Here is a 13,455-nt window from a genome sequence, read left to right as displayed (position 1 = left end):
TGGTGCGGGTTTCCGAGACGTGGTTCGGAGGCTTTCCGCAAGAGGGGTTCATCTTCCGTGTCGGGTCAGTGGAGTGCGGGGCGAGTCCCGTCCCCCACCACGGCGCGACCAGCTCCCTTGGCGGCCATACTGACGAGTCGTTCCAAGGGCCCTTGCCCGAAGGCGCGCTGCCAACCCACCGCGAACAGGGCAGCCAGGAGAAGATAGGCCAGGAACCAGATCTCGGGTTGGTCGTAGTGCAGCTCGAAGGACAACAGCACCAGCTGGACCGAGTAGAGGGTCAGGGTCATCGCCCCCATCGCCGACAGAGGTAGCAGCCACGGCCCAATCGTGCGGGCCAGGAGAAGGAAGGTCCCGAGCACGGCCAGCCCGATCCCCAGGCTCCAGGCAATGGCCAGCGGCATGTTCGCGTGCGGGGTGGTGACGGCCAGCCACCACCCGGTGCTGGTGGGCAGCCCCTCGTCGGTTCCCCACACGAGGATCTCATCCACCACTTCCTCGCTCTGTTCCGGGACGCTGGGCAACAACTGGTGGTAGCCCTCGGCAACGTAGAGCAGAACGTAGGAGCTCAGGTAGGCGAATGCGGCGAGCCCGGCCCCTATCAACACCAGCGAGGTTTGGACCTGCACATTGCGCAGGTTCAGACGCCCCAGGGCCAGTCCGGTCAGCAGGTACGTCATGTACGGCAGGGCCGGGTACGTGCCGGTCAGCAACAGCTGGGCCGCTGTCGCCCCGGGAACGGTGACCACGTCGTTGAAAGTGGGGTTGTAGGCGGTGAACTCCGGCAACCGGCCCCGCAGGATCTGCATCAGCACCGGTGCCACGACTCCGAAGAGCATCGCGCACATGACCAGGGTCACGGGGCGTAAGTGGAGGAAGGGAATGGTCAGCAGGAAGAACACCCCGTAGTAGACCAAGATGTTGACGGCCGGGGGGTCTTTAGGCATCAGGTACCCGATGGACATGCCCACTGCGGCAATCAGCAGGGCCCGGACCGCCACCCCGACCCGGGCGGCCGTCATCGACTGCCCCTGCCGACGGGTGCGTCCACCTGTGCCGAAAGCCAGCCCCACCCCGGCCAGCAAAGCGAACAACGCCGCCGAGTCCCCGGCGAAGAGGATCCAGGACCAGGTCGGCTCGTGTGTCTCCTCATTGGAGGCGGGCAGGAAATGGATGGCGGTCAATCCGATCAGCGCCAGCCCCCGGGCAGCGTCGATCGCGACCAGCCGTCCCCGCGTGGGGGAATCCTCTGGAGGAGTGGCCCGGTCGGGGGCTTCGGTTCTATGGCGGTCGCTCATCGCTCTCCTCGTCACTGTCCTCGTCGTCTGCAAGGCCGCCCGGTCCGTGGCGGAATCCGCTGTTGCTCCGCGGCAAGGGTGTGGATGGTGCCGGTCACAGCAGTTGCTCGACGGTGTTTCCTCCGTCGGTGATGCGCAAGACGGTGGAGCCAGCCACCAAAAGGGTCTCCACCGCCCCGCCGCCGGTCATGCTCGCCCCCAGGGCGGTGACCTCCCCGAAGGCTTCCCCGGTGGCCGTCCAGGTCAGCCCGGAATCGTCGCTGATCAGCAAGCGGCCGCCAGGCCCAGCACCCACCACCGTGTGATCATCGGCCCAGGCCACCAGGGACATTAACTGCGGGGTGTCCATGCTCGTCCAGGTGGCCCCGCCGTCGGTGGATCGCAACAGGCCCTCCTCAGTAGTGGCCAGCGTCGCCCCGCCACCCGGAGCGATGGCCAGGGCCATCGGGGCGGAAGGGATCGCGACGGTCTCCCAGGTGCGCCCGTCGGTGCTGGTGCGCAGTTGCCCGTCGAAGGCGAGAATCCGATCCGGGCCCGCGGTCAGGGCGTGGAAGTCCGACTCCCCGGCCCGCGACAGCACGCTCCAGGTCTGGCCCCCGTTGGTGGATTCGACCAGTCCCAGCGGCTCGGGCAAATCCACCCCGGGGCCGGGGTGACCGGAGGCCAGGTAGCGTCCGCCACCGGTGGAGGTGAAGCCCATCAAGTCCACGGTCGGGCCGACTTGGGTCAGTTCCTTGTTCTCCAGCAGGAACAGGCCTTGGTGGGTGGCCAGCAGGATCACCCCGGTGGCCGTGTCCCGGGTGATGGCGTGCACGTGGGTGATGGCGGTGCCGCCGTCGTTGCCGGAAGAGGACGAGGACTCCGACTGTGGTGACTGTGATGAGCAGGCGGTGACAGCCCACCCCGTCCCGGCGACCAGGCCGGCGGAGAACAAGGTGCGTCGGGTGACAACGGTCATGGGCGGTATTTCAGCTCGGTCGTCATGCCGGCCTCGGCGTGGTAGATGTTGTGGCAGTGGATCAGCCAGTTCCCGGGATTGTCCGCCTGCAGATCGATGGCCATCGACTGCATCGGGGCGATCAGGACGGTGTCCTTGCGCAGGCCGTTGGGCAACGCGAAGGTGTGCCCGTGCAGGTGCAGGGGATGGGCCATCATCGTGTGGTTGGCCACGTCGAGCCGCACCCGCTGTCCCTCTTGAATCTCCAGTGGGTCGTGCTGCCCGTAAGGGGCCCCGTTGAATCCCCACTCGTAAGGATTCATCTGTCCGGTCATGGCCAGCTCCAGGCGCACATCGGGTTCCCGGGCCTCGAGCCGGGCGCTGTCGGCAGGTTTCAGCTCGGCACCGACCAGCACGGGCTTGTCCAGTTCCGCCGGTCGCACGGACGGCGACGGAGCGGCACCGGAACCGGTGCGCACCAGACTCATGGCCTGCCCCTCCTTGCCCAGCGGCACGGCCACGAACGGGAAGACACCGTCGGTCAGGGTGACGGTCGCATCGTAGCGCTCCCCCATGCCCAGATAGAGGGCATGGGTGTCCTGCGGCTGCACGGGGAACCCGTCGGTGTGTGTGACCGTCATCCGGTGCCCGCCCAGGGCGACCGTGAAGATGGTGTCCGCAGCAGCGTTGATGATCCGCAGCCGCACCCGTTGGCCCGGCTTCGCAGTGAGCACCTCCGGGGCAGCCGGCACCCGCCCATTGACCAGGTAGTGCGGGTAGGCCACGTCCCCGGCGTCATCGCCGTACGGGGAGTCACCGGCGCCCATGCTGCCGTGATCCATGCCAGCCATGCCCTCCGAGGAACCAGAAGACATGTCCATGCCCTCCATGCCCTTCATGCCCTTCATGCCGCCCATGGTCCCGTGGTCCATGCCACCCTCCCCTGAGGAGGTCAGGGTGGTCAGGATGTCGTCGGGGGTCCGGCCGGTGCCGTCGACCCAGTCGTCGAGGACCAGGATCCACTCGTGGTCGTAGTCCCCGGGTTCCTGGGGGTCATCAATGATCAGTGGGGCATACAGGGCGCGGTCCAGCTGGACCCCGACGTGCGGGTGGTAAAAATAGGTGCCCGGATCCGGGGCGGTGTAGTCGTAGGTGTAGGTGGCACCGGCGGCGATCGGGTCCTGGGTCACCCTGGGCACCCCATCCGCTGCCTGGTCCAGGGCGATCCCGTGCCAGTGCACGGTGGTCTGCGCCGGCAACTGGTTGTCGACGGTGATCCGCAGACGGTCCCCGGCGGTTGCGCGGATGAGCGGACCGGGGGCGCTGTCACCGTAGGCCCATGTCGACACGGTCGGCCCGCCCAGGTCTAGGCGCACCGGCCGGGCGGTGAGCGTCTTGGCGACAACGCGCTGACCGGCGCCCGCAGAGGCAACCCCGGACCCCGTGCCGGCCGTGGAGGAGATGGAAGGAGCGGAGCAGGCCGCCAGGGCCCCGGAGCCGAGCAGGCCCAGCCCACCGACCACCAGGCTTCTGCGGGAGAGGGTGTTCATGAATTCCTTTCCGAGTCATCAGGCAAGATGGGGATCAACAACCATCTTCGGCGGGTCAGGAGCAGAAAAGAGTCCGATTCCCTTGAAGATTTGACGAAGATTGTGGAGAATCCGGTCCCCGGCGGCGATCTGCCCGAGGCGACGGGGGACACTAGGAGGCATGACTTCCGGCACCGACTCCGCGGCCCCAGCCGGGCGTGTGCTCGTGGTGGACGACGAGAAACCCCTGGCCCAGATGGTCGCCACCTACCTGACTCGGGCCGGCTTCGATGTCGCCGCCGCCCATACCGGCCCCGATGCCCTTCAAGCCGCCCGCACCCGGGAGCCCGACGTCGTCGTCCTGGACCTGGGGCTTCCCGGGCTGGACGGGATTGAGGTGTGCCGCCGACTGCGGGCCTTCTCGGAGTGCTACGTGCTGATGCTCACCGCCCGCGGAGACGAAGAGGACAAGCTGGCCGGGCTGGAGGTCGGGGCCGATGACTACATCACCAAGCCCTTCAGCGTCCGTGAGCTCGTCGCCCGGGTCCAAGCGGTGCTGCGCCGGCCCCGCACCACGATCGCACCACCGGAGCCGGAGCGAGTGGTCGGGGATCTCGTCATCGACCTCGCCACCCACGAGGCCCGGGTGGCCGAGACCCCGGTGGCATTGACCCGCACCGAGTTCGATCTGCTCGTGGCCCTGTCCGCCCGCCCGCACCAACCGCTCTCGCGCCGTCAGCTCATCGACACCGTCTGGGACCCGGCCTGGGTGGGCGATGAGCGGATCGTGGACGTGCACATCGGGCACCTGCGCCGCAAGCTCGGCGCGGACCCGAGCCGTTATATCGACACCGTGCGCGGAGTCGGTTACCGGATGGTGGCCCGATGAGCCCCCGGCGTGAACGCGGGTTGGCCTCTCGGTTTCTGGGCGCCCAGTTGCTGGTGGTGGGCACCAGCATCGTGGCCGCGATCGTGGTGGCCTCCCTGGTCGGCCCAGCGCTGTTCCACGATCACCTCGTCATGGCCGGGCACCCCGAGAGCTCTGCGGAACTGCTGCACGTGGAGCGGGCCTACCGCGACACCAACCTGATCACTCTGGCCGTGGCCCTGGCCACCGCTTTGATCTGTGCGCTGCTGGCCACCGTCTGGCTCTCCCGCCGCATCCAGACCCCGCTGGGGAAGCTGACCGAGGCGGCCAAAAGGATGGCCCGCGGCCGCTACGACACCCGGGTCCCGGCCATGGGCGCCGGGGCGGAAGTGGACGCCCTGGCCACTTCGTTCAACACTATGGCTGAGCGGCTGCAGCGTACCGAGGACACTCGACGCCAGATGCTCTCCGACCTGGCCCACGAGATGCGCACCCCCATCTCCGTGCTCACCGTTTACCTCGAGGGCCTCCAGGACGGGGTCATCGACTGGGACACCACCACCAGCGACGTCATGGCCGAGCAGATGGCTCGGCTGACCCGGCTGGTCGAAGACATCAACGATGTCTCCCGCGCCGAGGAAGGCAGGTTCGTGCTCGACCGTGCGGAAGAGTCGGTGACCGACCTGCTCCAGGCCGCCGGCGACGCCGCGAAGGAAGCCTACGCGGCCAAGGGCGTCACCCTGGAGATCGAGGCTACGGAACCGGCGGGGACCGTGGCCGTGGACCGGCAACGCCTTGGACAGGTGCTGGGCAACCTGCTCTCCAACGCCCTGCGCCACACCCCGCCCGGCGGTACGGTGACCATCAGCGCGGGCGGGCAGGGCCCAGAAGACGTCGCCATCCGCGTCACCGACACGGGCGAGGGCATATGCCGTGAACAGCTGCCGCACGTCTTCGAGCGCTTCTACCGCGGCGACACCGCCCGGGACCGCGACCACGGCGGCTCCGGGATTGGCCTGACCATCTCGAAAGCCCTGATCGAGGCCCACGAAGGCGCTCTCACCGCCCACTCCCCCGGGCCCGGACACGGAACCGTGTTCATCGCAACACTGCCACGCCACAACCACGACAGGGCAGAGCAGGCAATGATCACCCCCTGAACCCAACCGCCTTGATATATACCCCTACGGGGTATATATCTACCTGTTGGACGCGATCCCCCTTGCCGAAAGGCACTATCCCTATTCGAAGGAGCCCGCCGTGACCGATGCGACCAATCTCAGACTTCCTCTCGTTTCCACCGGTTGCGCCTGCTGCGCACCGCCTGCCGCACAGGACGAACCAGCCTCAACCAACCCTCGGGTGGCCTTCGGCGTGAGCACTGCAACGACTTACCAGGTGGAGGGCATGACCTGCGGCCACTGCGCTGGGCGAGTGACCGATGCCCTGACCGCCCTGGAGGGCGTCCAAGACGTAGAGATCGACCTCGTAGCCGGCGACACCTCCGTCGTCACCGTGACAAGCCAACGACCGATGTCGACTGAAGCCGTCCGATCCGCCATCGAGGAGGCCGGCTACACGCTGGCCACTTCCTGACCGCCCCGGGGCCTCCCCGCACCCCAGCCCATCCCCAACGTAAGGACATATTGTGAAGCGTTCCACCACCCTGACCACCCTCGCCCTGACCACCGCCCTGGCCTTGGTCGGCTGCGGCACCGGTGCCGAAGAGAGCACCGAGACCGCCCCGGAAACCGCCGCCCCGGCCACCTCCAGCGCCCAGGCCACGAGCACCACTTCGGCTTCCGGTGAGGCGATTGCCGCTGAGCACAACGACGCGGACGTGATGTTCGCCCAAATGATGATCCCCCACCACCAGCAGGCCGTGGAGATGAGCGAGATGCTGCTGGCCAAGGACAACATCCCGGACAACGTGCGCGATTTCGCCCAGGGCGTGGTCGCAGCCCAGGGCCCGGAAATCGAGCGCATGAATGCCATGCTCACCGCCTGGGACGAGGAACCCATGAGCGAGTCTGGAGGCATGGAAGGCATGGACCACGGGTCCGGGATGGACGGGATGATGAGCGAGGAGGACATGGCCGCCCTCGAGGAGGCCCAGGGTGTCGAGGCCGCTCGACTGTACCTGGAGCAGATGACCGTCCACCACGAAGGCGCCGTGGACATGGCCCGCGACGAGGTCGACAATGGCGAGAACCCGCAGGCCGTGGCACTGGCCCAGCAGGTCATCGAGGATCAGGAGGCCGAGATTCAGGAGATGGAGACCATGCTCCAGGAGTTGCCCGAGCAGTCCTGACCCGCACACACCCGGGGGCCGCCGTGTCCGCGCGGCCCCCGGACACCGAGCCGGCCAAGGAACACCGTCATGGTGTGGCACATGGACTGGGCCTAGCCCTGCTGACTCCTGAGCATGGTTGTGCTGGCAAGGCGTTCGCTGGGACCGCAGGCTCCAGCACCCGACAGGGCGGCTCCGTTTCGCCGCCGATCAGCGCGGGACCTCGCCGGGCCCACGAGACCCTCAAGGAGCGCTTCGCCTGCGAGGAGACCACCACCGGGACGCACGATGAACGGCACTGAGCCCTCGGGGAGGGCCATCGGTGAGCCCGCTGACGCGCCGATGGAACCGACCCGGCGATGGATCAGCGACGGCGAGACGGCCCCCGAAGGAGGCAACGGCCTGGTGGAACCTCAGATGCCGGCTACGCCGAGGCGATCGGTACGGTGGACGCGGCCACCGCCTCCCGGGTCCCACACCCCCTCGAGGGGGTGTGGGGAAGGTGTCCGTGGACTTCACCCAGCACACCGAGGGCTTCTACTTCCAGGAGAGCAACTCCGACCTGTCCTTGGCTCGGCAGCTGCCGTATGCGCTGCGGTTGGTCGATGCGGCCATGGCTCGGCCCGAGGCGGCGGTGCGGTTGAGTGTCCAGCGGCTGTCCTCGGCCCTGGAGCAGCTCGGATCCGAGATCAAGGAGGACTTCGTGGGCACCGGGGAGAACCCCGGTGAGGTCTTCACCGCCTATGCCGGCGAGCACGGCCAGAGCACGCGGACCTGAGCCCGGTCTCCCCGGCCTCCCGCACGGGGCGCCCACGGGGCAGGGGCCGCCGGACCTACATGGTCCCGGGGCTCTCGAGGGCGGCCCACAGGACACCGGCCAGGACGCCGATTCCCAGGCTCGCGGTCGCGGCGACCCCGGCGGTGGCGGCCGGCCAGGCGGCCGCCCCGCCGCCTCCGGGGAATCCCGCGGCCTGCTGGGCGGGTGGGGCGAATACGGGGGCGAACCAGCGCAGGTAGTAGAAGAGGCTGAGGACGCTGTTGAGCACCACCACCAGGGCGAGCCAGCCGTGCCCGCCGTCCCAGGCGGCGGTGGCGGTGGTGAGCTTGCCGACGAACACGGCCAGCGGCGGGGTCCCCACCAGTCCCAGCAGCGCCACGAGCAGGACCAGCCCCAGGCCGGGGCGGGCGCGGGCCAGGCCCCGGTAGTCGGTCAGTTTCCGGTGCTCGGGCAGGGCGGCGGTGACGGCGAAGGCGGCGACGTTGGTGAGCGCGTAGGCGGCGAGGTAGAACAGCAGCGAGGGCAGGGCCAGGTCGCTGCGCCCGGCCGCGGCCACGGGCACGAGCAGGAACCCGACCTGGGCCACCGTCGACCAGCCCAGCAGCCGGCGGGGGTCGGTCTGCCAGTAGGCGGCGAGGTTGCCCAGGAACATCGAGGCGGTGGCCAGCAGCGCCGCGACGAGCAACCAGGAGCCGTCCCCGGCGGAGACCGTGGCCACGAGCCGGTACACGGCGACCAGCGCCCCCACCTTGGGGACGGTGGTGAGGAACGTGGCGGCGGTGGCCCCGGTGCCCTGGGCGGCGTCGGGCACCCAGAAGTGGAAGGGCACCCCGCCGGCCTTGAAGAGCAGCCCGGCGAGCACGCCCAGCACGCCCGCGCCCACGGCTGCTGCCGGGGCGGCGGGCAGCGCGTCCCGGAGCAGGGCGTAGTCGGTGCCGCCGGCCAGGGCGTAGAGCACGGTGACCCCGAGCATGAGCAGGATCCCGGACAGCGCCCCCATGAGGTAGGTCTTCATGGCGGCCTCGGCCCCGGCGCGGCCGCCGGTGAGGCCGACGATCCCGTACAGGGGGATGCTGGCCAGCAGGAACCCCACGATCAGCACGAGCAGGTCGGTGGCCCCGGCCAAGACCATCACCCCGGTGGTGGCCAGCAGCAGCAGCGCGTACGTGTCCGACTCCCGCGGGGACCCGGCGATCTCCCCGGAGGCCACCCCCAGCACCAGCAGGGTGGTCAGCGCTGCGATGACCCGGGCGGCACCGGTGGCGGTGTCCACGGCGAACGTCCCGGAGAACGCGCTCTGTTCGGGCCCGGTCATCGCAACCACGGCGGCGACCGCGGCGCCCAGCAGGGCTAGGACGGCGACGACGCGGGCGATCCATTGCCGGTCGCGGGGCAGGAACGATCCGCCCAGCAGCACCACCAACCCACCGATGAAGACGACGATTTCCGGCAGTAGCAGCATGGGCCGCATCTGCATCGAGGCCTCCACCGGCTACCGTCCCACCAGGCTCACGAGGGCACTCGAGGCCGGCTCGACCACCTCGAGCAGCACCCGGGGCAGCACACCGATGAGCAAGGACAGGGCCAACAGGGGACCCACCGACCACAGCTCCCGCCCCTGGAGATCTGCGAACCCGGGGGTGTGCCCGGCCGCTGGGCCGGTGAAGACCCGCTGCAGGGCCCGCAGGAACAGCGCGGCGGTGACCAGGATGCCCGGCAGGGCGATCGCGGTGACGGGGGCGACCGCGATGCTGCCGGCGAAGATCTGGAATTCGGCGATGAACCCGGAGAACCCGGGCAGGCCCAAGGAGGCGAAGGCCCCGGCCGCGAACAGTGCCGCGTAGCGCGGTGCCGGGGCGGCCAGCCCGCCGTAGGAGCCCATGTCGTAGGTCCCGGCCCGGTCCTGCATCACCCCGGCCAGCAGGAACAGCGCGGCGGTGATCAATCCGTGGCTGACCATCTGCACCACCGCCCCGGTGACCGCCACGGACCGGGCCTGGGCGGCGTCCTGAGCCAGGACGCCGACCGCGCCCAGGGCCAGGACGATGTAGCCCATGTGGTTGACGGAGGTGTAGGCGATCATCCGTTTGAGGTCCGTCTGGGCCAGGGCCACGAACGCCCCGTAGAGCACCGAGACGATGCCGACGGCCACGATCACCCAGGCCCAGGCCCGCCACGCTTCAGGCAGGATCGGCATGGCGATGCGCACGAACCCGTAGGTGCCCATCTTCAGCAGCACCCCCGCCAGCACGGCTGAGCCGGTGGCCGGGGCGTCCGTGTGGGCCGGGGGGAGCCACGTGTGGAAGGGGACGGTGGGGGTCTTCACGGCCAGCCCCACCAGGATCGCCGCGAGCACGAGCCCCCCGGTGAGTCCGTCCCCCTGGAGCGGGGCTGTGGCGACGAGCTCGGGGATGTCGAAGGTGTGGGGTGCGGCGGCCACGTAGAGGCCGATGAAGCCCAGCAGCAGGGCCAGGGAGCCCAGGAAGGTGTAGAGGAAGAACTTCAGCGCCGACCGAGCCGCGTCCCCGTGGCCCCACCCGGCGATCACGAAGTACATGCCCACGATGGACAGGTCGAAGAAGACGAAGAACAGGATGAGGTCGGCCGCCACGAACACCCCCAGGCTCACGCCCTGCAGGAACAGGAACAGCGCCGCCTGCACGCGGGGCCGGTCCGTGTCCCGAACGGCATAGAGGGCACAGGCCAGGAACACGACGACCGTCATGGCCAGCAGCGGCAGGGAGAGCCCGTCCACGCCCACGTGGTAGCTGCTGTTCACCCCGGGGATCCACGGCACCTGCTCCTCGAAGGCCAGCCCGTTGGGTCCCGGGTCCTCGTACCCGGCCCACAGCACGCCCACGAGCAGCAGCTCCACGACGCTCACCGCCACCCACGCCCACCGCGCGGCCGCGGCCCCGATCGAGGGGACCACGGCCAGGACGGCGGCGGCGGCCAGGGGCAGGAAGACGATCAGGCTCAGCATGTTCATCCCATCACGGCGTAGACGGACCAGGCCACGACGCCGACGGCGAGCACCGCGACGGCCTGGAGGAAGTACTGGTGGACTGCCCCGGTCTGCGGGGCCCGGGCCAGCTGCCCGAGCCGGCGGACCCGGCCGGCGAGGCCCTCGACGGCGCCGTCCACGACGTCGTCGTCGAGCCGGGCCGCACCCCGGCCGGTCGCGTCGGCGGCGTGCGCGGTGGCCTCGACCCCGGTGTCGAGGGCCCGGTCGTCGAACCGGGCCGCGGCCCGTGCCAGCACCGGGACGGCCCCGGCGGCGGCGGTCACGGCCCGGTCCAGGACGAGGTCGTCGAACCGGGCCAGGGCGTGCGCCAGGCCCAGTGAGGGGCGGACGACGACGGCGTGCGCGGCGGCCTCCAACCCTAGCCACCGCACGGCCCATCCCGGCTCGGGGACGCGCACGCGCAGCATCAGCAGCAGGACGACCAGGGCGATCGCGGCCGAGACCAGCAGCTCGACGGGCGCCACCGCGCCGTGCCCGCCCAGGGCCCCGGCGAGGCTCCGGCTGACCGGGGGCAGGGCCAGTATCCCCAGTACGGCCGCGCCGGCGGCGAGCACGAGAAGCGGGGCCTGCTCCAGCGGCCCCACCTTCCCGGTGCCCCCTTCCGCGGCCTCGGCGCGAGCACCTCGGTGCCAGATCGTCCACAGGACCTTGCCCGCGTAGGCCGCCGACAGGGCCGCCGCCACGAGCCCGGCGGCGTAGAGCCACGCCGAGGCCTCGAGGGCGGCGGCCAGCACCGCGTCCTTGGTGGCCCACAGGGACAGTGGGGCGATCCCGGCCAGGGCCAGCGCCCCCACGGTCGCGCTCACGCCCACGACCCGCCACCGGCGGCCGGCCCCGCGCAGTGCCGCGAGCTCCTCGGTGCCCAGGGCCGTCAGCCACGCCCCGGCGGCCAGGAACAGCAGCGCCTTGGTGGAGGCGTGGGCCACCAGGTGGGCCGCGCCGCCGCTGACCGCGCCCACCCCGGCGGCCAGCACGACGAAGCCCAGCTGCGCCACCGTGGACGCCGCCAGCAGCTGCTTGAGCTCCCGCTGGGCCAGCGCCACGAACCCCATCAGCACCGCGGTCACCGCCCCGATCCACGCCGCGGCCGGGCCCGCCCACCCGGTGGAGGCCAGCAGCGGCTCCACCCGGAGCAGGAGGTAGCCGCCCATGGCGACCATGGCCGCGGAGTGCAGCAGCGCGCTCACCGGGCTGGGGCCCTTCATCGCCCCGGAGAGCCAGAAGGAGAACGGCAGCTGCGCGGCCTTGCCTAGGGCCGCCACGAGGATCCCGGCCGCGATCACGTGCCGCCACGGGCTCTCGGCGGCCGGCAGGGCGGACAGGGCCATCCCGGCGCCGCCGGCCAGGGCGGCGCCGGCGGCGACGTAGAGTCCCAAGTCCGCGGTGCGGGTCGTGATGAAGGCGGTGAGTCCGGCCGAGACGCGGTCGGCGTCCCGCCACCAGAACCCGATCAGGGCGTAGGACGTGGCGCCCATCAGCTCCCAGGCGAACAGCAGCGCCGGCAGGCTCGCGGCCGTGACCGTGGTCAGGGCCGCGGCGGCGAAGAGCAGCATCAGCCCGTGGAAGCGCGGCCGTGCCGCCCGGATGCTGCCGGCCGCGAAGACCAGCACCAGGAGCGTCACTCCCGCGACCATCGGGAGGGTCAGTGCCGCGAGGGCATCGGCCTCCAGCGCGAAGTCGGCACCGGCCACGAACGGATACGCCAGGGCGGGCCGCGCCAGGGCGGCGACCGCCGCGAGCACCGTGGTCACCGCGGCGGTCGCCACCGCGACCGGGGCCGCGGCACGCTCCGCCCGGGTGAGGGCGAGCACCGCCCCCACGGTGGCCGGGAGCACCACCACGGCCAGCAGGACGGCCTGGGCCGCGGTCATCGGGAGAGCTCCTCGGCCATGTCCGTCATGTCGGTCTGGCGCCTGCGGTGCAGCAGCGTGGCCACGGCGAAGCCCATGGCCATCTCCACGGTCATGGCCGCCAGGACCACCAGCAGCAGCACCTGCCCGGAGGGGTCCGGGGCGAGGAACCACCAGAAGCCCGCGGCGGCCAGGAGCACCCCGTTGATCATCAGCTCCAGGCCCATCATCACCATCACCACCACCTGCTGGGACAGGGCGCCGTAGAGCCCCACCGCGAACAGCGCGGCGGCCACGACCAGCACCGCTTCCAGGGTCATCGGCCCACACCCCCCGGCTGGGGATCATCGGCCGGGCGGCGGCGCAGGTCGTCGCCGAACCGGTCGTAGCGGGTGCGGTGGGCGGCCAGGACCACCCCGGCCACGATGGTGGCCACCATGACAGGGCCCACCACGGCCATGACCAGCATCTTCTCGCCCATGATCTCCAGGCCCAGCGCGTGCGTGAGGTCCTCGGGCGGGACACCGCGCCGCTGCGGCCACGGCACGAGCAGCGCACCGGCGGCCAGCAGCACGAAGACCCCGGCCGAGGCGACGATCGCGGTCTTCTTCCCGTGGGTCATGTCCATGGGCATCAGCGCCGGGTTCATGCCCATGAACATCACCATGTAGACCGCCATCACCGCCATCTCCATCACCATCATGAGGATCGTGATGATCCCGAGGTAGCTCTGGCCCAGCAGCAGAATCTGCACCCCCACCGCGATGAACGACAGCGCCAGGGCATAGGTGGCCCGGGCCATGGAGTCCACCACGAACACAGCTGCCCCCGCGGTCACGGCCACCACGGCGAGCACCCAGAATACGATTCCGACCAGCAC

The 13,455-nt window shown here is 70.4% G+C and carries 13 protein-coding genes; 5 read left to right on the top strand and 8 right to left on the bottom strand.

The genetic code is table 11. The features are described from left to right. Positions 1–65: 65 nt before the first annotated feature. The 3 genes from EWV37_RS13520 to EWV37_RS13510 all read right to left on the bottom strand — a co-directional run bounded on the left by EWV37_RS13520 (position 66) and on the right by EWV37_RS13510 (position 3,785). Positions 66–1,298 (bottom strand): heparan-alpha-glucosaminide N-acetyltransferase domain-containing protein, encoded by a 1,233-nt coding sequence (locus EWV37_RS13520; protein ID WP_109269441.1) that lies wholly within the window; start codon positions 1,296–1,298, stop codon positions 66–68. A gap of 94 nt (positions 1,299–1,392) precedes the next feature. Further along, positions 1,393–2,256, bottom strand: coding sequence for a F510_1955 family glycosylhydrolase (locus EWV37_RS13515; RefSeq protein WP_109269440.1), 864 nt, complete (start codon positions 2,254–2,256; stop codon positions 1,393–1,395). Beyond that, positions 2,253–3,785, bottom strand: coding sequence for a multicopper oxidase family protein (locus tag EWV37_RS13510; RefSeq protein ID WP_129702203.1), 1,533 nt, complete (start codon positions 3,783–3,785; stop codon positions 2,253–2,255). The genes EWV37_RS13515 and EWV37_RS13510 overlap by 4 nt, the downstream gene beginning before the upstream one ends. 160 nt (positions 3,786–3,945) lie before the next feature. Here EWV37_RS13510 and EWV37_RS13505 point away from each other — a divergent pair, with 160 nt between their 5' ends. From EWV37_RS13505 to EWV37_RS13485, 5 genes are all read left to right on the top strand, one after another. Beyond that, positions 3,946–4,653, top strand: a complete 708-nt coding sequence (locus tag EWV37_RS13505; protein ID WP_129702201.1) for a response regulator transcription factor — start codon at positions 3,946–3,948, stop codon at positions 4,651–4,653. Then, positions 4,650–5,792: a sensor histidine kinase gene (locus tag EWV37_RS13500; RefSeq protein ID WP_129702198.1), complete on the top strand. Its 1,143-nt coding sequence runs from the start codon at positions 4,650–4,652 to the stop codon at positions 5,790–5,792. The genes EWV37_RS13505 and EWV37_RS13500 overlap by 4 nt, the downstream gene beginning before the upstream one ends. A gap of 100 nt (positions 5,793–5,892) precedes the next feature. Further along, a complete protein-coding gene (locus EWV37_RS13495; RefSeq protein WP_129702196.1) occupies positions 5,893–6,228 on the top strand; it encodes a heavy-metal-associated domain-containing protein in 336 nt (111 codons plus the stop codon). A gap of 52 nt (positions 6,229–6,280) precedes the next feature. Further along, positions 6,281–6,943, top strand: coding sequence for a DUF305 domain-containing protein (locus EWV37_RS13490; protein ID WP_129702194.1), 663 nt, complete (start codon positions 6,281–6,283; stop codon positions 6,941–6,943). A 487-nt stretch (positions 6,944–7,430) separates the two neighbouring features. After that, the gene (locus EWV37_RS13485; protein WP_193554323.1) at positions 7,431–7,700 is read left to right on the top strand and encodes a hypothetical protein; all 270 of its coding nucleotides are present in this window, start codon (positions 7,431–7,433) and stop codon (positions 7,698–7,700) included. Between the two features lie 55 nt (positions 7,701–7,755). Here the strand turns inward: EWV37_RS13485 and EWV37_RS13480 are convergent, their stop codons facing one another. From EWV37_RS13480 to EWV37_RS13460, 5 genes are read right to left on the bottom strand one after another with little or no spacing between them, the layout of a single operon-like run. Further along, positions 7,756–9,177, bottom strand: a complete 1,422-nt coding sequence (locus EWV37_RS13480; RefSeq protein ID WP_193554322.1) for an NADH-quinone oxidoreductase subunit N — start codon at positions 9,175–9,177, stop codon at positions 7,756–7,758. Positions 9,178–9,192: 15 nt separating this feature from the next. Next, on the bottom strand, positions 9,193–10,683 hold the full coding sequence (locus tag EWV37_RS13475) for a complex I subunit 4 family protein (protein WP_129702192.1): 1,491 nt from the start codon (positions 10,681–10,683) through the stop codon (positions 9,193–9,195). 2 nt (positions 10,684–10,685) lie between these two features. Next, positions 10,686–12,596 (bottom strand): proton-conducting transporter transmembrane domain-containing protein, encoded by a 1,911-nt coding sequence (locus EWV37_RS13470; protein WP_129702190.1) that lies wholly within the window; start codon positions 12,594–12,596, stop codon positions 10,686–10,688. Continuing rightward, positions 12,593–12,895, bottom strand: coding sequence for an NADH-quinone oxidoreductase subunit NuoK (locus tag EWV37_RS13465; protein WP_010534530.1), 303 nt, complete (start codon positions 12,893–12,895; stop codon positions 12,593–12,595). Before EWV37_RS13465 ends, EWV37_RS13470 begins: the two co-directional genes overlap by 4 nt. Continuing rightward, positions 12,892–13,455, bottom strand: a complete 564-nt coding sequence (locus tag EWV37_RS13460; protein ID WP_129702188.1) for an NADH-quinone oxidoreductase subunit J — start codon at positions 13,453–13,455, stop codon at positions 12,892–12,894. Before EWV37_RS13460 ends, EWV37_RS13465 begins: the two co-directional genes overlap by 4 nt.

The sequence above is a fragment of the Kocuria carniphila genome (genome assembly GCF_004136555.1).
Classification (GTDB): Bacteria; Actinomycetota; Actinomycetes; order Actinomycetales; family Micrococcaceae; genus Kocuria; species Kocuria carniphila.
The sequence above is the reverse complement of the archived record's forward strand: the minus strand, read 5'-3'. Positions and strand labels throughout refer to the sequence as shown.

Bases quoted from the DNA above. Each gene is read 5' to 3' on its own strand.
- EWV37_RS13475 (WP_129702192.1), bottom strand. From the start codon at position 10,683: ATGCTGAGCCTGATCGTCTTCCTGCCCCTGGCCGCCGCCGCCGTCCTG.
- EWV37_RS13505 (WP_129702201.1), top strand. From the start codon at position 3,946: ATGACTTCCGGCACCGACTCCGCGGCCCCAGCCGGGCGTGTGCTCGTG.
- EWV37_RS13520 (WP_109269441.1), bottom strand. From the start codon at position 1,298: ATGAGCGACCGCCATAGAACCGAAGCCCCCGACCGGGCCACTCCTCCA.
- EWV37_RS13510 (WP_129702203.1), bottom strand. From the start codon at position 3,785: ATGAACACCCTCTCCCGCAGAAGCCTGGTGGTCGGTGGGCTGGGCCTG.
- EWV37_RS13480 (WP_193554322.1), bottom strand. From the start codon at position 9,177: ATGCAGATGCGGCCCATGCTGCTACTGCCGGAAATCGTCGTCTTCATC.
- EWV37_RS13515 (WP_109269440.1), bottom strand. From the start codon at position 2,256: ATGACCGTTGTCACCCGACGCACCTTGTTCTCCGCCGGCCTGGTCGCC.
- EWV37_RS13470 (WP_129702190.1), bottom strand. From the start codon at position 12,596: ATGACCGCGGCCCAGGCCGTCCTGCTGGCCGTGGTGGTGCTCCCGGCC.
- EWV37_RS13500 (WP_129702198.1), top strand. From the start codon at position 4,650: ATGAGCCCCCGGCGTGAACGCGGGTTGGCCTCTCGGTTTCTGGGCGCC.
- EWV37_RS13465 (WP_010534530.1), bottom strand. From the start codon at position 12,895: ATGACCCTGGAAGCGGTGCTGGTCGTGGCCGCCGCGCTGTTCGCGGTG.